This is a genomic window from Streptomyces sp. CA-278952 (genome assembly GCF_028747205.1).
Taxonomy (GTDB): Bacteria; Actinomycetota; Actinomycetes; order Streptomycetales; family Streptomycetaceae; genus Streptomyces.
On record NZ_CP112880.1, the window covers coordinates 3100068 to 3126641 of the forward strand.

The 26574-nt window shown below is 71.8% G+C and carries 28 protein-coding genes and 3 tRNA genes; 8 read left to right on the forward strand and 23 right to left on the reverse strand.

The features are described from left to right. Positions 1-23: 23 nt before the first annotated feature. Entirely contained in the window at positions 24-659 is a 636-nt protein-coding gene (locus tag N7925_RS13600) for an NAD(P)-dependent oxidoreductase (protein ID WP_274343983.1), read from the forward strand. 49 nt (positions 660-708) lie between these two features. Here the strand turns inward: N7925_RS13600 and N7925_RS13605 are convergent, their stop codons facing one another. The 8 genes from N7925_RS13605 to N7925_RS13640 form a co-directional block, all read right to left on the reverse strand. Continuing rightward, complete coding sequence (locus tag N7925_RS13605) at positions 709-1764, reverse strand: UDP-N-acetylmuramate dehydrogenase (protein WP_274343984.1); 1056 nt, start codon at positions 1762-1764, stop codon at positions 709-711. Between the two features lie 179 nt (positions 1765-1943). Beyond that, positions 1944-3401 (reverse strand): DHA2 family efflux MFS transporter permease subunit, encoded by a 1458-nt coding sequence (locus N7925_RS13610; protein WP_274343985.1) that lies wholly within the window; start codon positions 3399-3401, stop codon positions 1944-1946. A 74-nt stretch (positions 3402-3475) separates the two neighbouring features. Next, positions 3476-4024, reverse strand: coding sequence for a TetR/AcrR family transcriptional regulator (locus N7925_RS13615; protein WP_274346455.1), 549 nt, complete (start codon positions 4022-4024; stop codon positions 3476-3478). Between the two features lie 129 nt (positions 4025-4153). Then, entirely contained in the window at positions 4154-4582 is a 429-nt protein-coding gene (locus tag N7925_RS13620) for a MaoC family dehydratase (protein WP_274343986.1), read from the reverse strand. Continuing rightward, positions 4582-5034 carry a MaoC family dehydratase N-terminal domain-containing protein gene (locus N7925_RS13625; RefSeq protein ID WP_265599892.1) on the reverse strand — a complete coding sequence of 151 codons (453 nt, stop codon included), beginning with the start codon at positions 5032-5034 and terminating at the stop codon, positions 4582-4584. The genes N7925_RS13620 and N7925_RS13625 overlap by 1 nt, the downstream gene beginning before the upstream one ends. A gap of 143 nt (positions 5035-5177) precedes the next feature. Beyond that, entirely contained in the window at positions 5178-5342 is a 165-nt protein-coding gene (gene rpmG, locus N7925_RS13630) for a 50S ribosomal protein L33 (RefSeq protein WP_003956487.1), read from the reverse strand. An 88-nt stretch (positions 5343-5430) separates the two neighbouring features. After that, positions 5431-5503: transfer RNA gene (locus tag N7925_RS13635), tRNA-Met, on the reverse strand. Between the two features lie 45 nt (positions 5504-5548). Further along, positions 5549-5621, reverse strand: a tRNA-Thr gene (locus N7925_RS13640). 254 nt (positions 5622-5875) lie between these two features. On the opposite strand from N7925_RS13640, the gene N7925_RS13645 reads away from it, so the two are divergent. After that, complete coding sequence (locus N7925_RS13645) at positions 5876-7171, forward strand: amidohydrolase family protein (RefSeq protein ID WP_274343987.1); 1296 nt, start codon at positions 5876-5878, stop codon at positions 7169-7171. Positions 7172-7205: 34 nt separating this feature from the next. Next, entirely contained in the window at positions 7206-7862 is a 657-nt protein-coding gene (locus tag N7925_RS13650; protein WP_265599894.1) for an SDR family oxidoreductase, read from the forward strand. An 86-nt stretch (positions 7863-7948) separates the two neighbouring features. Here N7925_RS13650 and N7925_RS13655 read toward each other — a convergent pair. Further along, positions 7949-8030, reverse strand: a tRNA-Tyr gene (locus N7925_RS13655). Between the two features lie 162 nt (positions 8031-8192). On the opposite strand from N7925_RS13655, the gene N7925_RS13660 reads away from it, so the two are divergent. From N7925_RS13660 to N7925_RS13670, 3 genes are all read left to right on the forward strand, one after another. Next, positions 8193-8681 carry a YajQ family cyclic di-GMP-binding protein gene (locus tag N7925_RS13660; RefSeq protein WP_265599895.1) on the forward strand — a complete coding sequence of 163 codons (489 nt, stop codon included), beginning with the start codon at positions 8193-8195 and terminating at the stop codon, positions 8679-8681. Between the two features lie 217 nt (positions 8682-8898). Next, entirely contained in the window at positions 8899-9432 is a 534-nt protein-coding gene (locus tag N7925_RS13665; RefSeq protein WP_265599896.1) for a methylated-DNA--[protein]-cysteine S-methyltransferase, read from the forward strand. 57 nt (positions 9433-9489) lie between these two features. Beyond that, on the forward strand, positions 9490-10131 hold the full coding sequence (locus tag N7925_RS13670; protein WP_274343988.1) for an alpha-ketoglutarate-dependent dioxygenase AlkB family protein: 642 nt from the start codon (positions 9490-9492) through the stop codon (positions 10129-10131). A 53-nt stretch (positions 10132-10184) separates the two neighbouring features. On the opposite strand, the gene N7925_RS13675 is transcribed toward N7925_RS13670, so the two are convergent. The 14 genes from N7925_RS13675 to N7925_RS13740 form a co-directional block, all read right to left on the reverse strand. Beyond that, the gene (locus tag N7925_RS13675) at positions 10185-10457 is read right to left on the reverse strand and encodes a GlsB/YeaQ/YmgE family stress response membrane protein (protein ID WP_265599898.1); all 273 of its coding nucleotides are present in this window, start codon (positions 10455-10457) and stop codon (positions 10185-10187) included. A gap of 103 nt (positions 10458-10560) precedes the next feature. After that, entirely contained in the window at positions 10561-10953 is a 393-nt protein-coding gene (locus N7925_RS13680; protein ID WP_265599899.1) for a YccF domain-containing protein, read from the reverse strand. After that, positions 10950-11813: a zinc metalloprotease HtpX gene (gene htpX, locus N7925_RS13685; protein ID WP_265599900.1), complete on the reverse strand. Its 864-nt coding sequence runs from the start codon at positions 11811-11813 to the stop codon at positions 10950-10952. Before htpX ends, N7925_RS13680 begins: the two co-directional genes overlap by 4 nt. A gap of 415 nt (positions 11814-12228) precedes the next feature. Continuing rightward, the gene (gene mscL / locus N7925_RS13690; protein ID WP_274343989.1) at positions 12229-12696 is read right to left on the reverse strand and encodes a large conductance mechanosensitive channel protein MscL; all 468 of its coding nucleotides are present in this window, start codon (positions 12694-12696) and stop codon (positions 12229-12231) included. A 116-nt stretch (positions 12697-12812) separates the two neighbouring features. Next, a complete protein-coding gene (locus N7925_RS13695; RefSeq protein WP_443032148.1) occupies positions 12813-14417 on the reverse strand; it encodes an NADH-quinone oxidoreductase subunit N in 1605 nt (534 codons plus the stop codon). Further along, positions 14414-16072 carry a complex I subunit 4 family protein gene (locus N7925_RS13700; RefSeq protein ID WP_274346458.1) on the reverse strand — a complete coding sequence of 553 codons (1659 nt, stop codon included), beginning with the start codon at positions 16070-16072 and terminating at the stop codon, positions 14414-14416. Before N7925_RS13700 ends, N7925_RS13695 begins: the two co-directional genes overlap by 4 nt. 26 nt (positions 16073-16098) lie before the next feature. Continuing rightward, positions 16099-18099 (reverse strand): NADH-quinone oxidoreductase subunit 5 family protein, encoded by a 2001-nt coding sequence (locus tag N7925_RS13705; protein ID WP_274343990.1) that lies wholly within the window; start codon positions 18097-18099, stop codon positions 16099-16101. Then, positions 18096-18536 carry an NADH-quinone oxidoreductase subunit NuoK gene (gene nuoK / locus N7925_RS13710; RefSeq protein WP_274343991.1) on the reverse strand — a complete coding sequence of 147 codons (441 nt, stop codon included), beginning with the start codon at positions 18534-18536 and terminating at the stop codon, positions 18096-18098. Before nuoK ends, N7925_RS13705 begins: the two co-directional genes overlap by 4 nt. After that, positions 18536-19234, reverse strand: coding sequence for an NADH-quinone oxidoreductase subunit J family protein (locus tag N7925_RS13715; protein ID WP_274346459.1), 699 nt, complete (start codon positions 19232-19234; stop codon positions 18536-18538). Before N7925_RS13715 ends, nuoK begins: the two co-directional genes overlap by 1 nt. Beyond that, a complete protein-coding gene (locus tag N7925_RS13720; protein WP_265599904.1) occupies positions 19234-19824 on the reverse strand; it encodes a NuoI/complex I 23 kDa subunit family protein in 591 nt (196 codons plus the stop codon). Before N7925_RS13720 ends, N7925_RS13715 begins: the two co-directional genes overlap by 1 nt. Continuing rightward, positions 19824-20792 carry a complex I subunit 1/NuoH family protein gene (locus tag N7925_RS13725; RefSeq protein WP_265599905.1) on the reverse strand — a complete coding sequence of 323 codons (969 nt, stop codon included), beginning with the start codon at positions 20790-20792 and terminating at the stop codon, positions 19824-19826. Before N7925_RS13725 ends, N7925_RS13720 begins: the two co-directional genes overlap by 1 nt. Then, positions 20789-22141: an NADH-quinone oxidoreductase subunit C gene (locus tag N7925_RS13730; protein ID WP_274343992.1), complete on the reverse strand. Its 1353-nt coding sequence runs from the start codon at positions 22139-22141 to the stop codon at positions 20789-20791. The genes N7925_RS13725 and N7925_RS13730 overlap by 4 nt, the downstream gene beginning before the upstream one ends. Beyond that, positions 22138-22839 carry an NADH-quinone oxidoreductase subunit B gene (locus N7925_RS13735; protein WP_274343993.1) on the reverse strand — a complete coding sequence of 234 codons (702 nt, stop codon included), beginning with the start codon at positions 22837-22839 and terminating at the stop codon, positions 22138-22140. The genes N7925_RS13730 and N7925_RS13735 overlap by 4 nt, the downstream gene beginning before the upstream one ends. Further along, positions 22830-23249: an NADH-quinone oxidoreductase subunit A gene (locus N7925_RS13740; protein ID WP_331618200.1), complete on the reverse strand. Its 420-nt coding sequence runs from the start codon at positions 23247-23249 to the stop codon at positions 22830-22832. The genes N7925_RS13735 and N7925_RS13740 overlap by 10 nt, the downstream gene beginning before the upstream one ends. A 284-nt stretch (positions 23250-23533) precedes the next feature. On the opposite strand from N7925_RS13740, the gene N7925_RS13745 reads away from it, so the two are divergent. Both N7925_RS13745 and N7925_RS13750 read left to right on the forward strand, forming a co-directional pair. Beyond that, positions 23534-24721, forward strand: coding sequence for a sensor histidine kinase (locus tag N7925_RS13745; RefSeq protein ID WP_274343994.1), 1188 nt, complete (start codon positions 23534-23536; stop codon positions 24719-24721). A 211-nt stretch (positions 24722-24932) separates the two neighbouring features. After that, the gene (locus tag N7925_RS13750; protein WP_265599908.1) at positions 24933-26306 is read left to right on the forward strand and encodes a sensor histidine kinase; all 1374 of its coding nucleotides are present in this window, start codon (positions 24933-24935) and stop codon (positions 26304-26306) included. Positions 26307-26574 lie beyond the last annotated feature (268 nt).

Genomic DNA, 26574 nt, shown 5'->3' on the forward strand with positions numbered 1-26574 from the left:
ACACTCACCCACCAGGGGGCGCTATGAGAATCACCGTGTTCGGGGCGACCGGCGGCGTCGGTCAGGAGATCGTCGGGCAGGCGCGCGCGGCGGGCCACGAGGTGACGGTCGTGGTCCGCGACCCGGACCGGCTCCCGGAGCGGCTGGATCGCGCGGCGCCGCACGCTGTCGTCCGGCTGGACGATCCGGCGGCGGTGCGGGCGGCGCTGGCGGGGCGGGACGCGGTCCTGTCGGGGCTGGGCTCGCGCGGCCGGAAGGCGAACGGCGTCGCCGAACGGCTGACCGGGCAGATCCTGGCGGCGATGGAGGCCGAGCGGGTGCGGCGGCTGCTGGTGGTGAGCGCGGTGCCCGTCGGGCCGGAGCCGGAGGGCGATCCCCTGGTGGACCGGCTGGTGCGCAAGGCGGTCGGGGCGGTCCTGGCGGAGCTGTACGCCGATCTCGCCCGGATGGAGGCGGCATTGGCCCGCAGTGCGACGGACTGGACCGCGGTACGGCCGCCGAAGCTGACGGACGGGCCGCTCACGGGCGTCTACCGGCAGGTCGTGGGCGGTACGCCGCGCAGCAGCCGGTCCATCTCCCGGGCCGATGTGGCACACGCGATGCTCGCGTTGGCCGAGGACCCGGCGGCCGTGAGGCAGGGCGTGGGCGTCGCGTACTGACCCCGTACGTTCCCTGCGGGCCGACGCCTTCTCCTACGGCCGACGTCTCCTACAGGCTGACGCCGACCGTCACCGGTTCGTTGACCAGGGTGACGCCGAAGGCCGCGTGTACCCCGGCGACGACCTCGCGGGCCAGGGCGAGCAGGTCCTCGGTGGTGGCCGCGCCCCGGTTGGTGAGGGCGAGGGTGTGCTTGGTGGAGATCCGGGCGGGGCCGCTGCCGTAGCCCTTGGTGAATCCGGCCCGGTCGATGAGCCAGGCCGCCGAGGTCTTGGTGCGTCCGTCCTCGGCGGGGAAGGCCGGAGGTGTCACGTCCGGGCCGAGGCGCTCGCCGACCTGGGTGAGGAAGTCCTGGAACGCGGCCGGTTCGAGGATCGGGTTGGTGAAGAAGGACCCCGCCGACCAGGTGTCGTGGTCCTCCGGGTCCAGCACCATGCCCTTGCCTGCCCGCAGCCGCAGCACGGTCTCGCGGGCGGCCGTCAGCGGGACGCGGTCGCCCTGCTCGACGCCCATGGCCCTGGCCGTTTCGGGGTACTTCAGGGGCGCGGAGAGCCCGGCCGCCTCTTCCAGCTCGAATCGGACACGCAGCACCACGAAGCGGTCGGGTTCGGCCTTGAAGCGGCTGTGGCGGTACGAGAACGCGCACTCGGCGTTCGGAATCGTCACCGTCTCCTCGGTGCGCCGGTCGTAGGCGACGACCTCCGTGATGGTGGTGGACACCTCCTGTCCGTACGCGCCGACGTTCTGGATGGGCGTCGCGCCCGCGGATCCGGGGATGCCAGCCAGGCACTCGATGCCCGCGAGGCCCGCCTCGACGGTCCGGGCGACGGCGTCGGTCCACACCTCGCCGGCCGCCAGCTCCAGGGACGTCCCCGAGAACGCGAAGCCCTTCGTGGCGATCCGCAGGGCGGTGCCGTCGAAGCCCTTGTCCCCGATGACCAGGTTGGAGCCGCCGCCGATCACCAGCAGCGGGGTGCCGCTCGCGTCGGCCTCGCGCACGGCGGCGATCACCTCGGCGTCGGTGGTGGCGGTCAGCAGCCGGGCGGCGGGGCCGCCGAGCCGGAAGGTGGTCAGGGGGGCGAGGGGGGCGTCGTGGAGTTCCTGCACGGGGTCAAGAGTACGGTCCGGCCCCCGCCGTTCGTGCGGGGCCACGGACCGTACCCGGGGGCCGGGGCGTCTCCGGCGGACCCGGTCAGGGTCCGCCGGACACACCCGGGGCGGGCGGGTCAGGATCCGGCGGGCACACCCAGGGCGGGTCAGGATCCGCCGGGCACAGTCGCGGCGGGTCAGGCGGCCACCGGCTCCGGCTCCGCGGCGCTCCGGTCCACCGGCTCCGGGGCGGGGCGGCCGGTGATGCCGGCGCTGCGGCGGCCCGGGATCATGAGCGCGACGAGTGCGCCCAGGGCCACCGCGCCCGCCCCGATCCAGAGGGCGGGCGCCGTCCCGTCCGCGAACAGCCGCGGTGAGCCGTAACCGCCCTGCGCGGCGAAGACGGCGGCGAGCACCGCGACCCCGAGCGCCCCGCCGACCTCCCGCAGCGCGCTGTTGGCTCCGGAGGCGATGCCGTGTTCCCCGGGCCGGACGCTGGAGAGCACGAGGCTGGCGGCGGGCGCGAAGTACAGGGCCATGCCGACCCCGCCGAGGATCAGGGCGGGGAGCTGGGCGGTGTAGCTGACCCCGGGCTCGATGATCAGGGCGAACAGGGAGAGCCCGACGGCCTGGAGCGCGAGCCCGGTGACCACCACCGGGCGGCCCCCGAAGCGGTCGGAGAGATATCCGGCGAAGGGCGCCACGAGGATCGGCATCCCCGTCCAGGGCAGCATCCGCAACCCGGCCTCGGTGGGCGAGTGTCCGAGGCCGTTCTGCAGGAACTGGCTGAGCAGGAAGATCGATCCGAACATCCCGAGGAACATCAGCAGGCTCGCGGCGTTGATCCCGAGGAAGGCCCGGCTGCGGAACAGCCGCATCGGCAGCATGGGGTTCTCCCCCCGGATGCCGTGGCGGACGAACAGGGCGAGCAGCGCCGTGCCCGCGATCAGCCCGGTCAGGACGACGGGGTCGGTCCATCCGTGGCTCGCGGTGTTGACCAGGGCGTAGACGATGCCGAAGAGGCCCGCGCTGACCAGGACCGTGCCGCGGATGTCCAGGGGCGCCTTCGGCGCGTGGGACTCGGTGAGCCGCAGCCGGGCCAGCGGCAGCAGCGCCAGGCCTATCGGCACGTTCAGCCAGAAGATCCACTGCCAGGAGATGTGCTCGGTGAGCGCGCCGCCGATCAGCGGACCGCTGGCGACGGCGACCCCGGTCACCGCCCCGAAGACGCCCAGCGCCGCTCCCCGCCGCTCGGGCGGGACGGCGGCGCCGATCAGGGTGAGCGTCAACGGCATCATGATCGCCGCCCCCACGCCCTGGACCGCCCGGAAGGCGATGAGTTCCCCGATGCCCGGGGAGAGCGCGGCCGCGGCGGAGGCGGCCGTGAAGACGGCGAGTCCGGCCATGAACAGCCGCCGTCTGCCGAACCGGTCCCCGAGCGCGGCCCCGAGCATCAGCAGCACGGCGAAGGTCAGGGTGTACGCGTTCACCGTCCACTCCAGCTCCTCCAGCCCGCCGCCGAGGCTCGCGCGGATGGAGGGGAGGGCCGTCGTGACGACGAGGTTGTCGAGGGCCGCCATGAATCCGGCGACGCTCGTGATGACCAGGACCCAGACCGCTCCCCCGCGGCCGGTCGCGCCGTGCTGTGCGTCCACTTCTCCCCCTGCTGATTAGTTATTGATGACTAACTTCTGCGGACAGAAAGCCGGGCCGGGCCCGGCGCGCTTGTTCACTCGACGGGCATGGCCGGGTCGTACACTCCCGACCAGGCACGATGGCCGGGCGGGAAGCCCAGCGAGGCGAGGGTATTGACGAGCATGCCGAACGCCAGAAACGTCGCCGTCTCGTTCTCGTCGGCCCCGACCACGATGTGGATGTCGTCCCTCATCCGCGCCCAGGCCGCCCGCAGGGTTTCGCCGAACTCGTGGTTCCCGGCGGCCTCCGCGGCGGCGACGGCCGCGTACGTCTGCATCTGCATCATCAGCTTCTCGCCGTCGTGGACGATCAGCCGCTGGTACGCCATGGCCATGGCGTGCAGCGCCTCCTGGCCCTCCAGCCCCTCGGAGGCCGTCACCAAGACCTCGCGGGTGTCCTCCAGACAGCGTTCGGCGGCGGCGATGAAGATGGCCTGCTTGTTGGGGAAGAGCCGGAAGAGATAGGGCTGCGAGACGCCGACCCGCCGGGCGATCACCTCGGTGGACGTCCCGTTGTAGCCACCGCGGGCGAACTCGGTGATCGCCGCCCGGACGACGCTCTCGCGCCGCTCCTCCGCACTCATCCTTGCCATGAAAGTAAGTTATTGCTCAATAATCAACCTGGCAAGGCCTCGGGGGAACCAGCACAAGTGAGGGGCGCCCCTCCGCAGGAGGAACGCCCCTCACCTCCGACCACCGCGCGCCGGTACGTCTCAGGCGAGCCGGACCACGGCCCGGGACATCCCCAGCACCTTCTTGCCGTCACACAGGGCGACCAGGTCCACCCGGACGAGGTTGTCGTCCAGCTTCGCCGCGACCTTGCCGCTGACCTCGATCACCGCACCCTTGTCGTCGTTGGGCACGACGACCGGCTTCGTGAAACGCACCCCGTAGTCGACGACCGCGCCCGGGTCGCCGGCCCAGTCCGTGACCACCCGGATCGCCTCGGCCATCGTGAACATGCCGTGCGCGATCACGTCCGGCAGTCCGACCTCGAGCGCGAACTTCTCGTTCCAGTGGATCGGGTTGAAGTCGCCCGAGGCGCCCGCGTACTGCACGAGCGTGGCCCGCGTCACCGGGAACGACTGCGCCGGCAGCTCCGTACCGACCTCGACCGAACCGTAAGAGACCTTCGCCGTCATCACGCCTCCTCGGCGGCGCGCGCCACCAGCTTCATCAACGTCGAGACCACCAGTTCGCCGGCCTCGTCGTGCACATCCCCGCGGACGTCCAGGATGTCGTTGCCCGCGAGGGACTTGATGGCCTCGATCGTGGACGTGACCGTCAGCCGGTCCCCCGCCCGCACCGGACGCACGTAACTGAACTTCTGGTCGCCGTGGACGACCCGGCTGTAGTCCAGGCCCAGCTGCGGGTCCTGCACCACCTCTCCGGCGGCCCGGTAGGTGATCGAGAAGACGAACGTGGGCGGCGCGATCACATCGGCGTGACCCAGCGCACGGGCGGCCTCCGCGTCGACGTACGCCGGATGGGTGTCGCCCACCGCCTCGGCGAACTCGCGGATCTTCTCCCGGCCGACCTCGTACGCCGGAGTGGGCGGATAGGTCCGCCCCACGAAGGACTGGTCGAGCGCCATGAGCTCGCTACCTCCTGAGAAACCTGGTGAAAGACGGAGAAACCTGGTGAAAGACGGATAAGGGCACGCCCCTGTGCGGGAACGACCCCGTACAACGACACGAGGCCGCCCCCAAAGGGGACGGCCTCGTGTACGAGCCTGATTCAGCGCGTTTCGCGGTGCGCGGTGTGCGAGTTGCAGCGCGGGCAGTGCTTCTTCATCTCAAGACGGTCCGGGTTGTTACGCCGGTTCTTCTTGGTGATGTAGTTCCGCTCCTTGCACTCCACGCAGGCCAGCGTGATCTTCGGGCGGACGTCGGTGGCAGCCACGTGAGTGCTCCTTGGACGGACGGTGGACGGATGAACGCATAAAAGGGTAGCCGATCGAAGGACCGACCCAGCAATCGGCTACCGTTAGTAGCGGTGACCGGACTTGAACCGGTGACACAGCGATTATGAGCCGCTTGCTCTACCGACTGAGCTACACCGCTTTGATGATGGGTCCCCCCGCCGAAGCGGGGTTTCCCGATCACCAGAGCCCCAATGCGGAATCGAACCGCAGACCTTCTCCTTACCATGGAGACGCTCTACCGACTGAGCTATTGGGGCGAGCGATGAAGACATTACACGGTCCTCCGCGGTTGCCCAAATCCGTTTGTGCCGCTCTCTCCGGCCCTCCGTCCGGGGCCGCCCACACCCCCTGATCAGGCCTTGATCCAGGCCGCGTCCACCTCGGGAACGGGTCCCGTCGGCGGCCGGCGCAGGCGCACCAGTACGACTATTCCGCTCCTCCCGGACGCCGCCCCCGCACGCCCCTAGGGTGTGGTCACTCCGTGTGACCTTGCACCCCTCCCAGGAGCGCGATGCCTGACAGCCAGCCACGGCGGCCCGACGACAACGCGCCCGACAGCGCCGACGCGGCCGCCACCGCCGACAGCCCCGCCCTCGTCCTCGGCGCCGCCCGCCTCGTCGACGGACGGGCCGTCGACGTACGCCTGAGCGGCAGCCGGATCGAGGCCGTCGGCACCGCGGGCAGCCTCACCGCCCGCGGCCCCCGCATCGACCTCCGCGGCTACCTCCTGCTCCCCGCCCCGGCCGAACCCCACGCCCACAGCGACACCGCCCTCACCGCCGACAGCGCGGGCCCCGGCAGTCCCGGCCCCGCCTCCCACCGCGCCGAGGACATCCAGCGCCGCGCCACCGAGGCCGCCCTCCTCCAGCTCGGCCACGGCGCCACCGCCCTGCGCACCCACGTCCGCGTCGGCGACGTCCAGGGCCTCGCCCCGCTCGAAGCCGTCCTGGGGACCCGGCGCGCCCTGCGCGGCCTCGCCGACGTCATGCCCGTCGCGGTCCCCCGGCTCCTCACCGGGGTCGCCGGGGCCGACAGCCTCGCGATGCTCCGGGACGCGGTGAAGATGGGCGCGGCCGTCGTCGGCGGCTGCCCCGACCTCGACCCGGACCCCACGGGCTACACCGAGGCCGTCCTGGAGATCGCGGCGGAGCACGGCTGCCCCGTGGACCTGCACACCGACGGCGACGACCCCGCCCGCCTGGCCCGGCTCGCCGCGATGGCCGCGGGCCTGCGCCCCGGCGTCACCCTCGGACCCTGCGGCGGCCTGGCCCATCTGCCCCTGGACGCCGCTTCCCGTGCCGCCGACCAGCTCGCCGCCGCCGGGATCACCGTGGTCTGCCTGCCGCAGGGCGGCTGCGCCGGCGCCGAGCGCCGTACGACCGCCCCCGTACGCCTGCTGCGCTCCGCCGGCGTGCGCGTCGCGGCGGGCAGCGGTGCGCTGCGGGACACGGCCAACCCGGTCGGTCGCGGCGATCCGCTCGAAGCCGCCTACCTCCTCGCCTCACAGTCGGGGCTCCGCACCGAACAGGCGTACGCCCTGGTCTCCACGACCGCCCGCGCGGCCCTCGGCCTGCCCGACGTGCGCGTCGAGGCGGGCTTCCCCGCCGAACTCCTCGCCGTACGCGGCGAACGGCTCTCCGCGGTGCTCTCCCTCGCCTACAGCCGCATCGTCATCCACGGCGGCCGGGTCGTCGCCCGCACCAGCGCCGTACGCGAGTACTGCGACTCCGACGGAGACGCCGCCACGGGCCTCGGCGGGCTCCCGCGCCAGGGCAGGCCCGACTCCGGCGCGGGGCCGAGGAACTGAGCGCCACCCGGCCCCCGGGCGTACGGTCGGTGGTATGCGCATTGTCATCGCAGGTGGACACGGACAGATCGCACTGCGGCTGGAGCGGCTGCTCGCCGCACGCGGGGATGAAGCCGTAGGGATCATCCGCAACCCCCAACAGAGTCAGGACCTGACCGAAGCCGGCGCCCAACCCGCCGTGCTGGACCTCGAATCGGCCACCGTGGAGCAGACCGCGGAGGTGCTGCGCGGCGCGGACGCGGCCGTCTTCGCCGCGGGCGCGGGGCCGAACAGCGGTGTCTCCCGGAAGGACACCGTCGACCGCGACGCTGCCGTGCTGTTCGCCGACGCGGCCGAGGCGGCGGGCGTCCGCCGCTATCTCGTCGTCTCCTCGATGGGCGCCGACCCGGACCACCCCGGCGACGAGGTCTTCGACGTGTATCTGCGGGCCAAGGGCGCCGCCGACGCCGACGTACGCTCCCGCACCGCACTGGACTGGACGATTCTGCGCCCCGGCATGCTGACCAACGACGCGGGCACCGGGCAGGTCGTCCTGGCCGCCTCGACGGGCCGCGGCCCGATCCCCCGCGACGACGTGGCGGCCACGCTGCTGGAGCTGCTGGACACCCCGGCGACGGCGGGCCTCACCCTCGAAGCGATCTCCGGGAACGTGCCGGTGACGGTGGCCGTGAAGGACGTCGCGGGCAACTGATCAGCGGCGGGACTCCTGGCGGGAACCGCACGTCCGGACACGAGGAAGCCCCCGACCGGAAGAACCGGTCGGGGGCTTCGTTCGCGTGGCGGCGCCAGGGTTCGAACCTGGGTAGGCTGAGCCGGCAGATTTACAGTCTGCTCCCTTTGGCCACTCGGGCACACCGCCTCGAACGACGCGTTGGATCTCGTGGTGAGCTCCTTGGCGACGACGTAAACGATACCTGATGGCCAGGGGTGCTCCGCCACCTGATTGATCAGCGGCCCCCGGGGGCGGTGGTGGCTAGGCTTGCGCTGTATCCCCAGCATTCGACGCAAGGAGCCACACGTCATGGCCGACTCCAGTTTCGACATCGTCTCGAAGGTCGAGCGGCAGGAGGTCGACAACGCCCTCAACCAGGCCGCCAAGGAGATCTCCCAGCGTTACGACTTCAAGGGCACGGGCGCCTCGATCTCGTGGTCGAGCGAGAAGATTCTGATGGAGGCGAACGGCGAGGAGCGCGTCAAGGCCATCCTCGACATCTTCCAGTCCAAGCTGATCAAGCGCGGTATCTCGCTGAAGTCGCTGGACGCCGGTGAGCCGCAGCTCTCCGGCAAGGAGTACAAGATCTTCGCCACGATCGAGGAAGGCATCTCCCAGGACAACGCCAAGAAGGTGGCGAAGATCATCCGCGACGAGGGGCCCAAGGGCGTCAAGGCGCAGGTCCAGGGTGACGAGCTGCGGGTCAGCTCGAAGAGCCGGGACGACCTTCAGGCCGTGCAGGCGCTGCTGAAGGGGCAGGACTTCGACTTCGCGGTGCAGTTCGTGAACTACCGGTGATCAACCGCGTCGATCCGTACGGGCGTTGCCGGATCGCTTGAGCCGAACCGAGCCGAGCCGAGCTGAGCACAACGGGGGCACACCGCCGAGGCCGACCTCGACGGCGTGCCTCTTCGCGTGCCGGGGCCCGGGGCGCGGGCGCGATGTCCGAATACCGCCGGTGGGGGCGGAGTGAGCGGGCGCAGACTGGCTGTACCGACCGGGGAAGTGAGAAGGCATGACGACGACGGTGTACACGCGGGTCGAGAGTCCGCTGGGCGAGCTGCTGCTGGTCGGCGAGACGGTGGCGGACGGGCCGGATGCGGCTGGGGCAGCCGGGGTGGCCGGTGTCCGGCTGCGCTCATTGTCGATGCCCGGTCAGAAGGGCGGCACGGTCGTCCAGGACGGCTGGCTCCACGCCCCAGAGCCGTTCGCGGAGGTCGTCCGGCAGTTGGAGGCGTACTTCGCGGGGCGCTCGACGCGGTTCGACGTGCCGCTGACGGAGGGAACGGGCACGGAGTTCCAGCGGCGGGTCTGGGCGGTGCTGGAGTCGATCCCCTACGGGAGCACGGTGTCGTACGGGGAGGTCGCGGCGCTGGTCGGGGCCTCGGGTGCGGGGGTGCGGGCGGTGGGCACGGCGATCGGGCGCAATCCGTTGCTGGTCGTGCGGCCGTGTCACCGGGTGATCGGGGCGGACGGGGCGTTGCGGGGGTACGCGGGCGGGCTGGATCGGAAGAAGCTGCTGTTGGGGATCGAGGGCGGGGCGGGCTGAGCCGTGGCGCCAGGGCTTCCGCCGTCCTCGGACGGCCTGTTCCGGCGGGAGCGGAGGGTGCTCGCGCCGGGGGCCGTCCACGTCCCGGAGTGGCTGCCGGTGGAGCGGCGGGCGGAGCTGGTCGCAGCGTGCCGTCAGTGGGCGTCGGGGCCGGTCCCGTTGCGGCACACAGTGCTGCCGGGCGGTGGGGTGATGTCGGTGCGGACGGTGTGCCTGGGGTGGCACTGGCAGCCGTACCGGTACGCGCGTACGGCTGACGACGTGAACGGCGCCCGGGTGGCCGCGTTCCCGGACTGGCTCGGCGACCTGGGGCGGGCGGCGGTGGCCGAGGCGTATGGGGACGAGGATGCGGCGGAGGCGTTCGCACCGGATACCGCGCTGATCAACTTCTACGACGACGCCGCGCGGATGGGGATGCATCAGGACAAGGAGGAGCGGTCGAGCGCTCCTGTGGTGTCGTTGAGCATCGGGGCGAGGTGTGTGTTCCGCTTCGGGAACACGGAGGGACGCGGGCAGCCCTACACGGATGTGGAGTTGGCGTCCGGGGATCTGTTCGTCTTCGGCGGGCCGTCGCGTTTCGCGTTCCACGGGGTGCCGAAGGTGTACGCGGGACCGGCCGACCCGGCCGCGGGGCTGCGGGCCGGCCGGTTGAACCTGACGTTGCGGGAGACCGGGATGACGTCACGGAACGTGCGGTAGGGCGCGGTGCGCCTGCCGTTCACGGTTCCCTGCGTCCGCGTCCGCGCGCCGGGTCAGCGCCGTTCGCGGGAGTTGCCGAACAGCAGCCGGTAGGCGATGAGCAGGACCAGTGAGCCGGCGACGGCGGCGATCCAGGTCGGGGTGTCGTAGAAGTCGTTGCTGATGGGGCGGTCGAGGAACTTGCTGGAGAGCCAGCCTCCGACGAAGGCCCCGGCGATGCCGATCAGCGTGGTGCCGATGATGCCGCCCGGGTCACGTCCCGGGAGGAGGATTTTCGCTATGACTCCGGCGAGCAGCCCGAGAATGATCCAACTGATGATGCCCATGTCGCTGCACCTACCCCTTGCCTCGTCCTGGAATCCAAGACGTCGCGGGCAGGTGTTCGGTTGCCCCGGGGCCGACCGGGGCCGGGTCGGGGGCCTTGTCGGGCTACCGGGCGGCGAAGGGCTGGTCCGTGCGGACGATCTCCTTGCCGAAGGGCATGAGGGAGACGGGGATCAGCTTGAAGTTGGCGATGCCCAGGGGGATGCCGATGATCGTGATGCACAGCGCGATGCCGGTGGTGATGTGGCCGAGGGCGAGCCACCATCCGGCGAGGATCAGCCACAGGACGTTGCCCACGCAGGAGGGCGAGCCCGCGTCCCGGCGGTCGACGACGGTGTAGCCGAACGGCCAGAGGGCGTAGACGCCGATCCTGAAGGCGGCGAGCCCGAAGGGGATGCCGATGATGGTGATGCAGAGCAGGAGGCCCGCGAGCAGGTAGCCGAGGAACATCCAGAATCCGCAGAGGATCAGCCAGATGACGTTCAGGATGGTTTTCACGGGCGATGACCTGCCATCTGTTCTAGTCGGGCGATCCGCTCCGCCATCGGCGGGTGGGTGGAGAACATCTTCGCCATTCCCTGGCCGGGACGGAACGGGTTCGCGATCATCATGTGGCTCGCGGTCTCGATCCTGGGCTCGGGCGGCAGCGGGAGCTGTTTCGTCCCCGCGTCGAGCTTGCGCAGGGCACTGGCGAGGGCCAGGGGGTCGCCGGTGAGCTGGGCCCCGGAGGCGTCGGCCTCGTACTCCCGGGAGCGGCTGACGGCGAGCTGGATGACGGAGGCGGCGAGCGGTCCCAGGATCATGATCAGGAGCATGCCGAGGAGACCGGGCCCCTCGTCGTCGTTGGAGCGGCCCACCGGGATGAGCCAGGCGAAGTTGACCAGGAACATCACGACGGAGGCGAGGGCTCCGGCGACGGACGAGATGAGGATGTCCCGGTTGTAGACGTGGCTCAGCTCGTGGCCGAGGACGCCGCGCAGCTCGCGTTCGTCGAGGATCTGGAGGATGCCCTCGGTGCAGCAGACTGCGGCGTTGCGCGGGTTGCGGCCGGTGGCGAACGCGTTGGGCGCCTGCGTCGGGGAGATGTAGAGGCGCGGCATGGGCTGGCGGGCCGCCGTGGAGAGCTCGCGGACGATGCGGTAGAGCTGGGGTGCCTCGAACTCGCTGACGGGTCGGGCGCGCATGGCCCGCAGGGCGAGCTTGTCGCTGTTCCAGTAGGCGTAGGCGTTGGTGCCGACGGCTACCAGGAGCGCGACGACGAGGCCCGTGCGTCCGAAGAGACTGCCGATGACGATGATGAGTGCGGACAGTCCCCCGAGGAGTACGGCGGTCTTCAGCCCGTTGTGCCGGCGGTGCACGGTACGCCCTCCAAGTGGTGCAGCAGGGGAACCCTTTGCATGGTGGTGCTCCACTCCCCAGTGGAGCCTCCTGTACTGGTCAACGCCAGGCGAGAGGAGCTAGTTCCCTTGTGCGTGCGGCCGGCGGGCGAGGGCGGTGCCGCGTGTTCGCGCCGGTCGGGCGCCCGGCCCCGTACGGAGTGGCGCTGGGCCGTACGGGTGGCGGGGTCCCTCGTGGTGCGATGGTCCTACGGGTCTTCGTGCGTCGCTGGGCGGTCGGTAGCTGCCGGAGGTCGGTGCTGCTGGGCGGAGGTCGGTGCCGCTGGGCGTCAGGAGCCGCCGTGCACGCGATGCCGCTGTGCGGGTCCGTGCTGCTGTGCGGGTCCGTGCTGCTGTGCGGGTCCGTGCTGCTGTGCGGGTCCGTGCTGCTGTGGGGTCAGTGCTGCTGCGCGGGGAGCTTGGCGAGGGAGAGCGCTTCGGGGTCGGGCTCGACCTCGCTGGTGCAGTGGCCGCAGCGGGAGGCGACGGCGGGGATCTCGCTGAAGCAGCGGGGGCAGTCGCGGAGGGCTGCCTTGATGTTGACGGCCTCCTCCTCTTCTTCGTTGGTGAAGCGGTTCTGCACCTTGGCCATGGGGACCACGACGCAGAAGTACAGCACCGCGGCGGTGATGAGGAAGGCGATCGCGGCGGCGATGAAGAGGCCGTACGGGAACACGACACCGTCGACTTCGTAGGAGGCCTTGCTGAAGTCTCCCGTGCCCCGCGTGGCGAGGCCGATCAGCGGCGTGATGAAGGCATTGCTGAAGCCCGTGACGACGGCGGTGAAGGCGGCCCCGACAGCGAGACCGATCGCCATCGAGATGACGTTCCCGCGCAGGATGAAGTCCTTGAACCCGTTCAGCACTGCTCTCTCTTTCCTCTTGCTCCCGACACGTCCACGCCGATTACGTGACGTATGCAGCCAAGACCATGCCCTGCGGCGGGGGCCCCGGGCAAACCGATCTTCGGAGGTCGGGAGGCTCAGAAAAGGCTGACGGAGGCGAAGCGCAGGACGGTCTGCGGGGCCCCGGAGAGCAGGATTCCGGCGGTGGCGGTGAGCACGATCGCCGTGGTGAGCGGGGCGGGGGGCCGGTGGCGGCGCGGTGGAACGAAGGCCGTGGATCCGGTGGCGGTCCCGGTGGTTTCCGGGGCGTCCTCGGGCGCCCGGAAGAGGATCGCGGTCCACTGAAGGTAGTAGTAGAGAGCGATCACCACGTTGACGGCCATGACGACGGCGAGCCAGCCGAGGCCCGCGTCGACGGCCGCGGAGAAGACGGTGACCTTCGCGAAGAGCCCGATGATGCCGGGCGGCAGTCCGGCCAGGCAGAGCAGGAAGAACCCGAGGGCCAGGGCCGCGAGCGGACGGGTGGCGTACAGGCCCCGGTAGTCGGAGAGCCGGTTGCCGGGGTGGGTACGGGCGACGACGGCGGCGACCGCGAACGCGCCCAGGTTCACGACGGCGTACATGAGGGCGTACGCCACGGTGGAGCCGATCTGGTCGTCGCTGGAGTACGCGGCGGCGGCGATCGGGACCAGGAGGTAGCCGGCCTGGGCGACCGAGGACCAGGCGAGGAGGCGGACGGCGCTGCGGGCGCGGGCGGTGTTCTGGCGGAGGGCCGCGACGTTGCCGACGGTCATGGTGAGGGCGGCGAGGACGGCGAGTGCGGGCCCCCAGACGTCGGCGTAGGAGGGGAACGCGACGACGGTGACCAGAATGAGCCCCGAGAACCCGACGGCCTTCCCCACGACGGAGAGATACGCGGCGATCGGGAGGGGCGCGCCGACGTAGGTGTCGGGGACCCAGAAGTGGAAGGGCGCGGCGGCGGTCTTGAAGGCGAAGCCGACGAGGGTGAGGGCGACGCCGGTCTTGGCGAGGGTGTCGAGTACCGGGGGCACGTCGTCGAGGCGGGTGGCGATCTCGGTGAGGTGCAGGGTGCCGGTGGTCGCGTACACGAAGCTGACGCCGAGCAGCATGACGGCGGTGGCGACGACGGAGGAGAGGAAGAACTTCCAGGCCGCCTCGGAGGAGCGCCGGTCGCCGCGCACGATGCCGACGAGCGCGAACGCGGGCAGCGAGGCGACTTCGAGGGCGACGACGAGCGTGGCGAGGTCGCGCGAGGCGGGCAGCAGGGCGGCCCCGGCGGCGGAGGCCAGGAGCAGGAACCAGTACTCCCCCGCCGGCAGTTTCCGGGTGTCGTCGAGCGAGAGCAGGACGGTGAGGAACGCGCCGCCGAGGACGAGGGCCTGGATGACGAGGGTGAAGTGGTCGGCGGTGTAGCTGCAGGCCTGGGTGCCGGTGGTGACGCAGAAGGTGGCCCGGTCCCCGGCGCGCAGGGGGATCAGGAGCGCCAGGGCGGCGGCGAGGGCGGTGAGGGCGCCGTAGCCGAGGAGCCGCTTGCGGTGCGCGGGCAGGAACAGGTCGGCGACCAGGACGGCCAGGGCGGCCAGCGCCGTGAGGGTGGGGGGTGCGATGGCGAGCCAGTCGATGGACTGGACGAGGCTGGGGGCGTCGGCCGCCACGAGGATGCCGGCGGCGTCGCCGGTGCCGGGGGTCGGGCCGGGGGCGGTGCTGAGGTCCGCGGTCACGACTTGCCTCCTGCGAGGAGCTGCTGCACGGCCGGGTCGGTGAGGCCGAGGAGGACGGCGGGCCAGAGGCCGGCGAGGACGGTGAGCGCGGCGAGCGGGGTCCAGGTGGCGGCTTCGTACGTCTGGATGTCGGCGAGCTGCGGGGTGGTGGAGGCAGCGGGCCGGATGCCGGCGCCCTCGGCCGGGCGGGGGCCATCCGTGGCTTGCGGGCCGTCCGCCGCGTGCGGGGCCCGGTCGTCGGGTGAGAGCCGGGGGTGGGGCGGGTGCTCGCCCATGCAGACGCGGCGGACGACGATGAGCATGTACGCGGCGGTGAGCAGGGTGCCGAACGCGCCGATGGCCATGAAGGTGCGGAACGCGGGGCGGCTGAGGCCTTCGGCGGGGCTGTACGCGCCGAACAGGGTGAGCATCTCGCCCCAGAATCCGGCGAGTCCGGGGAGGCCGAGCGAGGCGACGGCGGCGAAGGCGAGCAGGGCGCCGAGGCGGGGCGCCCTGCCGTAGAGGGCGGCCCCGGTCGCTCCGGCGAGGGTGTCGAGGTCGGCGGTGCCGTAGCGGTCCTTGATGGCGCCGACCAGGAAGAACAGCAGGCCGGTGATGAGGCCGTGGGCGATGTTGGCGAAGAGCGCGCCGTTGACTCCGGTGGGGGTCATGGTGGCGATGCCGAGCAGGACGAAGCCCATGTGGCCGACGGACGAGTAGGCGATGAGCCGCTTGAGGTCGCCCTTGGCGCCGGTGCGGGCCAGGGCCAGGCAGGCGAGCGAGCCGTAGACGATGCCGACGACGGCGAACGCCGCGAGGTAGGGCGCGAAGGTCCGCATGCCGTCGGGCGCGATGGGGAGCAGGATCCGGACGAATCCGTACGTTCCCATCTTCAGCAGGACGCCCGCGAGGAGCACCGACCCGACGGTGGGGGCGGCGGTGTGCGCGTCGGGGAGCCAGCTGTGCAGGGGCCACATCGGAGTCTTCACGGCGAGGCCGAGAGCGATCGCGAGTACGGCGATGACCTGCACGGATGTGGTGAGGCCCCGGCCGTTGTCAGTGGCGAGTGCCACCATGTCGAAGGTGCCGCTCTTCAACCCGATGAGGAGGATGCCGAGCAGCATGACGACCGAGCCGAGCAGCGTGTAGAGGATGAACTTCCAGGCGGCCGCCTGCCGTTGGCCGCTGCCCCAGCGGGCGATGAGGAAGTACATCGGGATGAGGACCATCTCGAAGGCGAGGAAGAAGAGCAGCAGGTCGAGGACGGCGAAGGTGGCGAGGGTGCCGGACTCCAGGACGAGGACGAGGGCGACGAAGGCCTTCGGCGAGGGGCCCGCGGGCAGCTTGAAGTAGCTGTACAGCGCGCAGAGGAAGGTCAGCAGCGCGGTCAGGACCAGGAGGGGGAGTGAGATGCCGTCGATGCCGAGGTGGATGCGGACGTCGAGCGCCGGGATCCAGCTGATGTCGGTGGTCGCCTGCATCGTGGCGGGGTGGTCGTGGTCGAAGCCGACGGCCAGGACGATCGCGGCGATGAGGACGGCGCCGGTGATGGTCACGCCGTGGCGGAGCACAGCCTGGTCGGGATTCTTCCCCTTGAGTCCGGGCGGTGCGGGGAGCAGGGCCGCGACGGCGCCGAGGAGTGGGGCGACGACGACGAACGCCAGAAGGAACTGCATCACGGACGCACTGATATCGATCACGGTCACGACCCCGCGTTGACGTTGGCGAAGACGACGGCGGCGATCGCCAGGACGAGGGACCCGGCGAGCAGGGCGCTGACGTAGGTCTGCACATTGCCGGTCTGGGTCCGGCGGACGGCGGTGCCGAGGAGGCGGGTGACGGCGCCCGATCCGTTGACGTAGGTGTCGACGACCTCGCGGTCCAGGAAGCGGACGAGGCGGGCGGCTCCCTGGACGGGCCGGACGAACAGCACCGTGTACAGGGCGTCGAGGTGGAAGCCGGTGGCCGCGTGGCGGTGCAGCCGCCCGAGGAGGAGCCTGCCGGGGTCGGCCGGGTCGGGGGCGGCCGCGATGGTGCCGTAGACGGCGGTGTGGGACGTCATGGCCTCGGCTTCGACGAGGGCGGGTTCGACGCCGGGGTGGGCGGTGACGGCGCCGATGGGGGTGCGGGCGGCGAGGGCGGCGGTGTGCCGCCACGCGCCGTAGGTGACAAGACCGCCGACGAGCGTGACGCCGGTGGAGAGGACGGCGGTGGTGAGGGACGGCGTGAGGCCGTGCCCGTCGAACCAGTCGCCGATCGTGCCGACGGTGAGGCCGAAGGCGATGGTGGGGACGGCCAGGATCCACAGGACGGAGGTCATGGCGACGGGCTGCTTGCCGTGGTCGGGGACTTCGGCGCCGCGCCCGCGGAAGGCGAGGAGCCAGAGGCGTACGGCGTAGGCGGCGGTGAGGACGGCGGCGAGGAGTCCGGCGACCAGGATCGTCCAGCCGGCGGCGGCCGGGGCGACGCTCCGGTCCCCGAGGGCGGTGTGCTCGGCGGCGACGAGGACGGCTTCCTTGGAGAAGAAGCCGGCGAACGGCGGGATGGCGGCCAGCGCGAGGAGCGCGACGGTCATCGTCCAGAAGGCATCCGGGATACGGCGGGCGAGGCCCCCCATCCGGGACATGGCCGCGAGCGAGTTGGTGCCCGCGGCGTGGATGACGACGCCCGCGGCGAGGAAGAGGACCGCTTTGAACGCACCGTGCGAGATCAGATGGAAGACGGCCGCGCCCCGGTCGCCGACGGCCAGGGCGCCCGACATGTAGCCGAGCTGGCCGATGGTCGAGTAGGCGAGGACGCGTTTGATGTCGTCCTGGGCGAGGGCGGCGAGCCCGGACCCGATCATCGTGACGGCTGCCATCACGGCGAGGACGACGAGCGCCGCACCGGAGGCCGCGAAGACGGGCAGCAGGCGGGCGACGAAGTAGATGCCGGCGGCGACCATCGTCGCGGCGTGGATGAGCGCGGAGACGGGGGTGGGCCCGGCCATCGCGTCGGGCAGCCAGGTGTGCAGGGGGAATTGGGCCGACTTGCCGGCGACGCCCGCGAGGAGCAGCAGGGCGATGACGGTGGGGTGGTCGAGTCCGCCGTTGCCGACGGCGGCGAGGATCTTGGTGATCCGGAAGCTGCCGGTGTCGGCGGCTAGCGCGAACAGACCGATCAGGAAGGGGACGTCGCCGAGCTTGGTGACCAGGAAGGCCTTGAGGGAGGCGGCCCGGGCCTCGGGGGTCTCCCAGTAGTGGCCGACGAGGAAGTACGAGCAGATGCCCATGATCTCCCAGCCGACCAGGAGCACCATCAGGTCGCCCGAGTAGACGACCAGAAGCATCGCGGAGGTGAAGAGGGAGACGAGGGCCGCGTAGGAGGGGTAGCGGGCGTCGTCGCGGAGGTAGGCGGTGGAGTAGAGCTGTACGCAGGTGGCGACGACGGTGACGAGGACGGCGACCAGAACGGCGAAGCCGTCGAGGTGCAGTGCCAGGTCGATCGGGACCGAGCCGGTGGGCGTGAGCTGGGTCGCGGCGTCGATGGCCCGGCCGCCGCCCTGGCGGACGGCGACCAGAACGGCGAGCACGGCCGCGGTGAGGGTCGGGAGGATCGCCAGCGGGCGGACGAATCCGGGGGCGGTGCGGCCGACGGCGAGCCCGGCGAGCGCCCCGAGGAACGGGAGGAGGGGAACGAGGGCGGCGAGGGTCGTGGTGGTCACGTGGTGGCCTCTGCCTTCTTCGTCTTCCCTGTTCTTCCGTCGGCCCGGCCGGAGGTCGGCTCGGCGCCGTCGGTGTCGGCGGTTTCGGCGCTGTCGGTCCCGGCGGTGTCGGGGAGCGTCTCGGCGGCGTCGGTCTCGGCGGTGTCGCGGAGCCGGTCGATGTCGGAGGTGCCCCGGTTGCGGTAGACGGCCAGGACGATCGCGAGACCGATGCCGATCTCGGCGGCGGCGATGGCGATGGTGAAGAGGGTGAGCGCCTGGCCGGAGTGGAGGGTGTCGCGGAGCCAGACGTCGAAGGCGACGAGGTTGAGGTTGACGGCGTTGAGCATCAGCTCGACGGACATCAGGACCAGGATCGCGTTGCGGCGGGCGAGGACGCCGTAGAGGCCGATGCAGAAGAGGAGGGCGGCGAGCACGGCGGGATAGGCGAGGTGCATCAGCTCTGCTCCTCGTGACCGGGTGTGCCGGGTGTGCCAGGCGACGCGGGCGGGCGCGGCTTCACGGTCCTGGGCTTGGCCGTCCCGTTGGTGCCGGGGCGGACGGTGGTGTCCGTGTCGCGTTTGCGGGACAGGACGATCGAGCCGACGAGGGCGGCGAGCAGCAGGACGGAGAGCGCCTCGAAGGGCAGCACCCAGTTACGGAACAGGAAGGCGCCGGTGACCTCGGTGGAGCCCTGGACCGGCCCGTCGAGGTCGATCCAGGTGGTGCGGAAGGCGTCGACCACGACCCAGACGAGGGCAGCCGCCGCAGTGGCGGCCACTCCGAGGGCGACCCACCGATTGCCCGAATCGGCGTCCGGGGAGCGGCCGATGGGGGCCCTGGTGAGCATCAGGCCGAAGAGGAGGAGGACGACGACGGAACCGACGTAGATCAGTACCTGGACCCAGGCGATGAACTCCGCGGTGAGCAGGAGGTACTCGACGGCCAGTCCGCCGAGCGCCACGACGAGCCAGAGCGCGGCGTGCACCAGCTGCCTGGTCGTGACGGTGACGACGGCGGCTCCGAGGGTGGCGAGGCCGACGAGGAGGAACGCGATCTCGACGCCGGACGGGGAGAGGAAGCCGGGGTGGCCGCCGGCGGCGGAGGCGGTGGTGCCCACGGTCGCGGTAGCGGTGGCGGTGGCGGTGAGCAGCATCACGGGTTTCCTCCCTTCTCGTCTGCCTGGTCCCGCTGATTCCGCTGCTCCTGCTGCTCCTGGGCGCGTTGGGCGGCTAGCTTGTCCGCTCCCTTGCGTGCTGCGGCGATCTCCTTCGGTTCCTCGGCCCCGGGGTCGAGGGCGGGCGGCTCCGGCACGGTCCACATCCACTCGCGGAGCTTGTCGCGCTCGTGGGTGAGTTCGTGGATATCCGTCTCCGCGTACTCGAACTCGGGCGACCAGAACAGTGCGTCGAAGGGGCACACCTCGATGCAGATACCGCAGTACATGCAGAGGGAGAAGTCGATGGCGAAGCGGTCGAGGACGTTCCGGCTGCGCTCACGGCCGCCGGGGGCGACGGGCGGTGACGTCTCCTTGTGGGAGTCGATGTAGATGCACCAGTCGGGGCACTCACGGGCGCAGAGCATGCAGACCGTGCAGTTCTCCTCGAACAGCCCGATGACGCCGCGGGAGCGGGGTGGGAGTTCGGGCTGGGTGTCCGGGTACTGCGCGGTGACGGTCTTCCTCGTCATCGTGCGCAGGGTGACGGCCAGGCCCTTGGCCAGGCCGGATCCGGGGATAGGGGACATCAGTTGATCGCCACCTTCACGATGCCGGTGAGCGCGATCTGCGCGAGGGCGAGCGGGACGAGGGTGGTCCAGGCGAGCTTCTGCAACTGGTCCTCACGCAGGCGCGGGTAGCTCACGCGCAGCCAGATGACGACGAACGCGAGAAGGGCGGTCTTGAGGATGGTCCAGAGCCAGCCGAGTCCGTCGGCGCCGAACGGGCCGTGCCAGCCGCCGAGGAACAGGACTGTGGTCAGCGCGCACAGGACGACGATGCCCGCGTACTCGGCGAGGAGGAACAAGGCGAAGCGCAGACCGGTGTACTCGGTGTACGCGCCGAAGATGATCTCCGAGTCGGCCACCGGCATGTCGAACGGCGGGCGCTGGAGTTCGGCGAGACCGGCCACGAAGAAGACCAGCGCGCCGACGATCTGCCAGGGCAGCCACCACCACTCGAAGGCGTCGAGGATGCCGGTGAGCGAGACCGTCCCAGCCGCCATGGCCACGGAGGCGGCGGTCAGGAGCATCGGCAGCTCGTAGGAGAGGAGCTGGGCGGCGGTACGGAGGCCGCCGAGGAGGGAGAACTTGTTGGCGGAGGCCCAGCCCGCCATGAGCGAGCCGAGGACGCCGATGCCCATGACGGCGAGCACGAAGAAGATGCCCGCGTCGACGGCCTGGCCGACCGCGCCGTCGCCGGGACCGACGGGGATGACCACGAGGACGAGGAGGTACGGGAGGAGGGCGACGGCGGGGGCGAGCTGGAAGACGCGGCGGTCGGCGGCGGCCGGGACCACGTCCTCCTTCTGCGCGAACTTCACACCGTCCGCGACGAGCTGGGCCCAGCCGTGGAAGCCGCCCGCGTACATGGGGCCCAGGCGGCCCTGCATGTGGGCCATCACCTTGTGTTCCGTCTGGCCCACGAGGAGGGGGGCGACCAGGAACACGACGAAGACGATGGCCAGACGGAGGGCGACGTCGAGAACGTCGTTCACTCGGGATCGCCTCCGGCGGGCTGGTCTGGGGCAGGCCGCTCAGGGGCGGGGGCCGGCTTGTCGGGGGTGGCTTCGTCCGGGGTGGGCGTGGGGTCGTTCGTGGGTGCGGGCTCACCTTCGGCCTCGGCGGCCTCGCCGCGAGTGGAGGGTTCGCCGGGGGTGGGGCCGCTGCGCGGGGCTTCTCCCCTGCCCGCCCCTTCCCGAACCGGGGGCTCCGCCCCCGTACCCCCGCTCCTCGAACGCCGGAGAGGCTGAGAAGAATCGGCCTCCGGTCCCTCCGGTTCGTCGAAGGCCGGTCGGGCGTCGTGCCACGGGGCGTCCGTGCTGCGCACCCGGGGCGGCGGCCCCGGGGCATCCCCGGGCGCGTCCGACGCCGGACGCTGACTGGCCGAACCTTCCGAGACCGACCGGGAGCGGCGCGCCGGGGCGGGCGGGGGCGCAGCAGGGGCGTCCATGGGCGGCTGCTGGCTTGCCGAGCCCTCGGACGCCGACCGGGAGCGGCGCGGGCGGGTCGCCGTCGGGGTCACCTCCGGGGGCGCGGATACATCCGGCGTCGTGGGGACCTCCGTACGGGCCACCGTGGGGGCGGCCTCCACACCGGTAGCCGCAGGGGTCTCCGCGCCGCTCGCCGCAGGGCGTTGTGCCGCCGAGCCCTCGCCCGCGGTGCGGGTGCGGCGGGGCGGGCGGTCGGTCGCGGGGCGGGCGGCTCGGCCCGGACGGGCGGCGGCCGGGGGGAGTTGTCCCTTCAGGGGGCCCCATTCGTTCGGGTCGGGCACCCCGGGCGGGAGCATCGCGCGGCGCTTGGGACCGGTGTGGCCCTCCGCCGGCTCCCCCGGTTCCTTCGCCCCGGGCCAGGCCTTGGCGACGCGCGCGGCCAGGACGAAGTCCTTGCGCAGCGGATGGCCCTCGAAGCCTTCCGGCAGGAGCAGCGGTACGAGATGGGGGTGACCGTCGAACGCGACGCCGAACATCTCGTGCGTCTCGCGCTCGTGCCACGCGGCGCCCGCGTAGACGTCGATGGCGCTGGGCAGGACCGCCGCGTCGTGGGGCACGGTCGTGCGGACCATCAGCCGCCGCACCGTTCCCGTGCCCAGGGCCGCTACATGGGCGCAGACACGGAAGCCCGTGCCCGGTTCGTCCACGGCGCTGAGCCAGTCGAAGTAGCTGCACCCAAGCTCGTCGCGGGCCGTCCGCAGCGCGGTGAGCCAGGCGGCGGCGGGAACGTCGACGGTCAGCAGGTCGTACGCGGACTCCGCCGTGGCCTCGTCGCCGAACAGGTCGGTGACCGCGTCCGGCAGCCGGTCGTAGGCGTCGGCCGCGGATTCCGTGTGCTGGTCGCTGGGGCTCATCGCCGCTCCTCTTCCTGTGTCGGAGCCGGGGCCGACGGAGCCGGGGCCGACGGCGCGGCCACCAGGCCGCTGCGCAGGGCATCGGTGGACGGGCCCCCGCCCTTGGCCCCTGTGGCCCCGGTGGCGTACCGCTCGGCGAGGGATTCGCGCGCGATCTTCTCCTGGAGCTTGAGAATGCCCTGGAGCAGCGCCTCGGGCCGGGGCGGGCAGCCGGGTACGTACACATCGACGGGGATGATCTGGTCGACGCCCTTGGTCACGGAGTACGAGTCCCAGTAGGGGCCGCCGCAGTTGGAGCAGGCGCCGAAGGAGATGACGTACTTCGGTTCGGGCATCTGCTCGTAGAGCCGCTTCACGGCCGGAGCCATCTTGTCCGTCACCGTGCCGGACACGATCATGAGGTCGGCCTGGCGGGGGCCGGGGGCGAACGGGATCACGCCGAGCCGGATGAAGTCGTGGCGCGCCATGGACGCGGCGATGAACTCGATGGCGCAGCAGGCGAGTCCGAAGTTGAAGACCCAGAGGCTGTAGCGGCGGCCCCAGTTGAGGACGACCTTCATCGGCTCCGGTGCGAGCCGGGAGAGCACGCCGAGGCGCTTCGGCTCGGGAAGGAGGACCGGATCGGACGGGGGCGGGGGCGGGGGCGGCGGGGACGCGGGCTGCTGCGACGCGGGGGTCGGCCGGCTCGTCAGGCCCATGCGAGGACGCCCTTCTTCCATGCGTAGAGCAGTCCCACGGCCAGGAAGCCGAGGAAGATGAACATTTCGACCAGGGTTGTCGCGCCGTATCCGGGCGCCGCGAACACCGTGGCCCACGGGAACAGGAAGATCGAGTCGACGGCGAAGATCACGTACAGGAACGCGTAGACGTAGTAGCGGACCTGGGTGTGCGCCCAGCCCTCGCCGACGGGGTCAACGCCGCATTCGTAGGTGAGGAGCTTCTCCGGGGTGGGGACGACAGGGCGCAGCAGTCGTCCGGCCCCGAAGGCCACGGCGACGAACAGGACGCCGACCAGGGCGAGCAGGCCGATGACCGAATAGCTCTGGAAGTACTCCGCGGCGAGTGCGGTGGGTCCGGTGGGTCCGGCAGGTCCGGCAGGTCCGTTCACCGGAACTCCGGATACCAGGGACGCGCCGGATGCCCCGGTCAGGCCCACCGCGTCCGCCACGCCGGTCACGTCCGCCACGCCGGTCACGTCGGTCACGTCCGCCCCTCGCTCCCTCGTCGTCCGCATCTGTCCCGGGTACCTGCTTCTGTTCTGTACGCACGGGAGTCTAGGGCCTGATAAACGGAGCGTAAGCAGCCGCGTCGGGCATCAGGTGGGGTTATCCCTACTTCACTCCACCCATGAGCCCCATGGTGTGCGCGGGTGCGGCCCGGCAGGCTGTGTGTATGACCATGAGCCCTTCCGTGCCGGATCCCGACCGGCTGCCGCCCGCCCGCTTCGCCCTTGACCGGTGGACCTGGCGGGAGGTCGCGTATCTGCTCGCCAACCTGCCGTTGGCCGTCGTCGGGTTCGTCTACACGGTGGTCGTGATCGCTGTCGGCGCCGGGCTCTCCGTCACCGTGGTCGGGTTGCCGCTGCTGGTCGGCGGGCTCCAGGGGTCGCGGCTGCTGGGCCGGATGGAGCGGTGGCGGGCGCGGCGGATGCTCGGCGTACGGGTCGAGGAGCCGAGTCCGCTGGCGCGCGGCCACCAGGGGCAGGGGTTCTTCGTCCGGCTGTGGGCGGGGCTCAAGGATCCGGTGGGCTGGCGGGCGTTGTTGTACGGGTTCATCCGACTGCCGTGGGGAGTGCTGACGTTCGCGGCGACGCTGGCGAGCCTGTTCGTCCTGTGGCCGGTGCTGCCTTTCATCACGCGGGGGTTGACGACGGTGGACCGGGCGATGGCGCGCGGGCTGCTGTCGCCCTCGGACGAGCTGGAGCGGCGTATCGCCGAGCTGGAGTCGGACCGGGGCGTGGTCGTGGACACCGCCGCCGCCGACCTCCGCCGCATCGAGCGCGACCTGCACGACGGCGCCCAGGCCCGCCTGGTCGCCCTCGCCATGGGGCTCGGCCTGGCGAAGGAGAAGCTCACCGACGACCCCGAGGCCGCGGCCCGCATGGTCGACGAGGCCCACGGCGAGATCAAGGTCGCCCTCCAGGAGCTGCGCGACCTGGCCCGCGGCATCCACCCCGCCGTCCTCACCGACCGGGGCCTGGACGCCGCACTCTCCGCCATCGCTTCCCGGTGCACGGTTCCGGTCAAGGTGTCGGTGGGGCTTCGGGGGCGGCCGGCGGAGGCCATCGAGGGCATCGCGTACTTCACCGTCTCGGAGCTGCTGCAGAACGTCAGCAAGCACAGCGGCGCACGGTCGGCCACCGTCGACGTGTGGCGTTCGGCGGACCGGCTGATGCTCCAGGTCACGGACGACGGCGGGGGCGGGGCCCGGATGGGCGGCGGTACGGGTCTCGCGGGGCTCGCCGAGCGGCTCGATGCGGTCGACGGGGTGTTCGTCCTGGACTCGCCGGAGGGCGGGCCGACGACCATCACCGCCGAGCTGCCCTGGCGCGACCGCGCCGCAGCGCGGCCGGCCGCCTGACAGCCCGACGCCCGGGGTGGGGAAAACCCCCGGGCGAATACGGAGAGGGACCTCATGGCGGGAAAGGCCGCCGGCCAGGACCCTTGAGGGAGAACGGTCCGGGGTGACGGGCCGCCACCGGCGCCATCGCGGCGCAGGCCCCACGCACAGCCCACTGCCCCACGCACAGCCCACTGAGAGACTTCAGACAGAGACGGAACGGACGGGACTCATGGCCACGGCATACGGACCGGACACGCGGGACCGGCAGCATCAGGGTTCCGGCCCCGGCTTCGGGGCGAAGACCCCGGCGAAGACCCCGGCGCAGCATTTCCTCCCGGCACCGCTGCGTGCGCCGCTGGAGGCCCGTGCCTGGCGCGAGCTGCTCTACGCGCTGCTGAGCTTCCCGCTCGCCACGGCGGCGTTCGTCTTCGCGGTCACCATGACGTCGCTGAGCGCGGGCCTGCTGGTCACCTTCATCGGGATACCGGTCCTCGCCGCCGGCCTGGCCGTCTGCCGGGGCTTCGGTGCGCTGGAGCGGCACCGGGCGCGCGGGCTGCTGCGGGTGGAGGTCGCGGATCCGGAGCGGGTGCGGGGGAAGACCGGCGGCCCGTTGTCCTGGATGGGTGCGGTCCTCAAGAGCGGGGTGTCCTGGCGGCACCTGCTGTACACCCTGCTCCACTTCCCGTGGGCCACGTTCACGTTCGTCGTCGCGATCACGTTCTGGACGTACGGCCTGGCGGCGCTGACGTACCCGCTGTGGTTCTGGCTCTTCCCGGTGTTCGGGGGGCAGGACGGTCTCCAGCTGTACGGGGACCGCACCCACCAGGAGTACCTGGACTCGCCGGGCGAGCTGGCGGTGACCGGGGCGGTGGGCCTGGCGCTCGTGCTGGCCGCGCCGTGGATCGTGCGGGGGCTGCTGTCGGTGGACCGGTTGATGGTCACCGGTCTGCTGGGCCCGTCCCGGCTGGCCACCCGGGTGTCCGAGCTGGAGTCGGACCGGGGCGTGGTCGTGGACACCGCCGCCGCCGACCTCCGCCGCATCGAGCGCGACCTGCACGACGGCGCCCAGGCCCGCCTGGTCGCCCTCGCCATGGGGCTCGGCCTGGCGAAGGAGAAGCTCACCGACGACCCCGAGGCCGCGGCCCGCATGGTCGACGAGGCCCACGGCGAGGTGAAGGTCGCCCTCCAGGAGCTGCGCGACCTGGCCCGCGGCATCCACCCCGCCGTCCTCACCGACCGGGGCCTGGACGCCGCGCTCTCCGCGATAGCCTCCCGCTGCACCGTGCCCGTGACGGTCGAGGTGGACCTGGACTCGCGGCCCGCGCAGGCGATCGAGGGCATCGCGTACTTCACCGTCTCCGAGCTGCTCCAGAACATCAGCAAGCACGCCCGTGCGACCCGGGCCACGGTCGACGTGTGGCGAGCGGCCGACCGGCTGATGCTCCAGGTCACCGACAACGGCCGGGGTGGGGCGTCACCGGCCTCGGGCAGCGGCCTGGCGGGCCTGACGGAGCGGCTGGACGCCGTGGACGGGGTCCTCGTGGTCGACTCCCCGGCCGGCGGCCCGACGACGGTCACAGCCGAGCTGCCCTGGCGCGGCTGACCCCGAGCGCGGCGTCTCGTACCTCTCCCCCGGTCTCCCGCGCCCTCTCACCCCTCCTTCCTGCTCCTCCGCGCCGCTCCTACCTGCTCCTTCCTGCTCCCCCGCGCCGCTCCTCCCTGCTCTCCCGCCTCCCGGCTTCCCCGCCCGCCCGTCGTGTCCTTCCCGGCTCGCGTACGCCCCTTCGCCCGGCCTCCCGGTCCGGCGACGGGGCGTACGACCGCGACCGCGACGGCGTACGGCCGTGATCGTCAGGGCTGCGACCGTGCTC

Bases quoted from the DNA above. Each gene is read 5' to 3' on its own strand.
- N7925_RS13650 (WP_265599894.1), top strand. From the start codon at position 7,206: ATGCGCATTGTCATCGCAGGTGGACACGGACAGATCGCACTGCGGCTG.
- N7925_RS13735 (WP_274343993.1), bottom strand. From the start codon at position 22,839: ATGGGCCTGACGAGCCGGCCGACCCCCGCGTCGCAGCAGCCCGCGTCC.
- N7925_RS13660 (WP_265599895.1), top strand. From the start codon at position 8,193: ATGGCCGACTCCAGTTTCGACATCGTCTCGAAGGTCGAGCGGCAGGAG.
- N7925_RS13750 (WP_265599908.1), top strand. From the start codon at position 24,933: ATGGCCACGGCATACGGACCGGACACGCGGGACCGGCAGCATCAGGGT.
- N7925_RS13745 (WP_274343994.1), top strand. From the start codon at position 23,534: ATGACCATGAGCCCTTCCGTGCCGGATCCCGACCGGCTGCCGCCCGCC.
- nuoK (WP_274343991.1), bottom strand. From the start codon at position 18,536: ATGCACCTCGCCTATCCCGCCGTGCTCGCCGCCCTCCTCTTCTGCATC.
- N7925_RS13600 (WP_274343983.1), top strand. From the start codon at position 24: ATGAGAATCACCGTGTTCGGGGCGACCGGCGGCGTCGGTCAGGAGATC.
- N7925_RS13730 (WP_274343992.1), bottom strand. From the start codon at position 22,141: ATGAGCCCCAGCGACCAGCACACGGAATCCGCGGCCGACGCCTACGAC.
- N7925_RS13620 (WP_274343986.1), bottom strand. From the start codon at position 4,582: ATGACGGCGAAGGTCTCTTACGGTTCGGTCGAGGTCGGTACGGAGCTG.
- N7925_RS13665 (WP_265599896.1), top strand. From the start codon at position 8,899: ATGACGACGACGGTGTACACGCGGGTCGAGAGTCCGCTGGGCGAGCTG.
- N7925_RS13615 (WP_274346455.1), bottom strand. From the start codon at position 4,024: ATGAGTGCGGAGGAGCGGCGCGAGAGCGTCGTCCGGGCGGCGATCACC.
- N7925_RS13645 (WP_274343987.1), top strand. From the start codon at position 5,876: ATGCCTGACAGCCAGCCACGGCGGCCCGACGACAACGCGCCCGACAGC.
- N7925_RS13715 (WP_274346459.1), bottom strand. From the start codon at position 19,234: ATGCTGCTCACCGCCACCGCCACCGCTACCGCGACCGTGGGCACCACC.
- N7925_RS13675 (WP_265599898.1), bottom strand. From the start codon at position 10,457: ATGGGCATCATCAGTTGGATCATTCTCGGGCTGCTCGCCGGAGTCATA.
- N7925_RS13700 (WP_274346458.1), bottom strand. From the start codon at position 16,072: ATGCAGTTCCTTCTGGCGTTCGTCGTCGTCGCCCCACTCCTCGGCGCC.
- N7925_RS13720 (WP_265599904.1), bottom strand. From the start codon at position 19,824: ATGTCCCCTATCCCCGGATCCGGCCTGGCCAAGGGCCTGGCCGTCACC.
- N7925_RS13625 (WP_265599892.1), bottom strand. From the start codon at position 5,034: ATGGCGCTCGACCAGTCCTTCGTGGGGCGGACCTATCCGCCCACTCCG.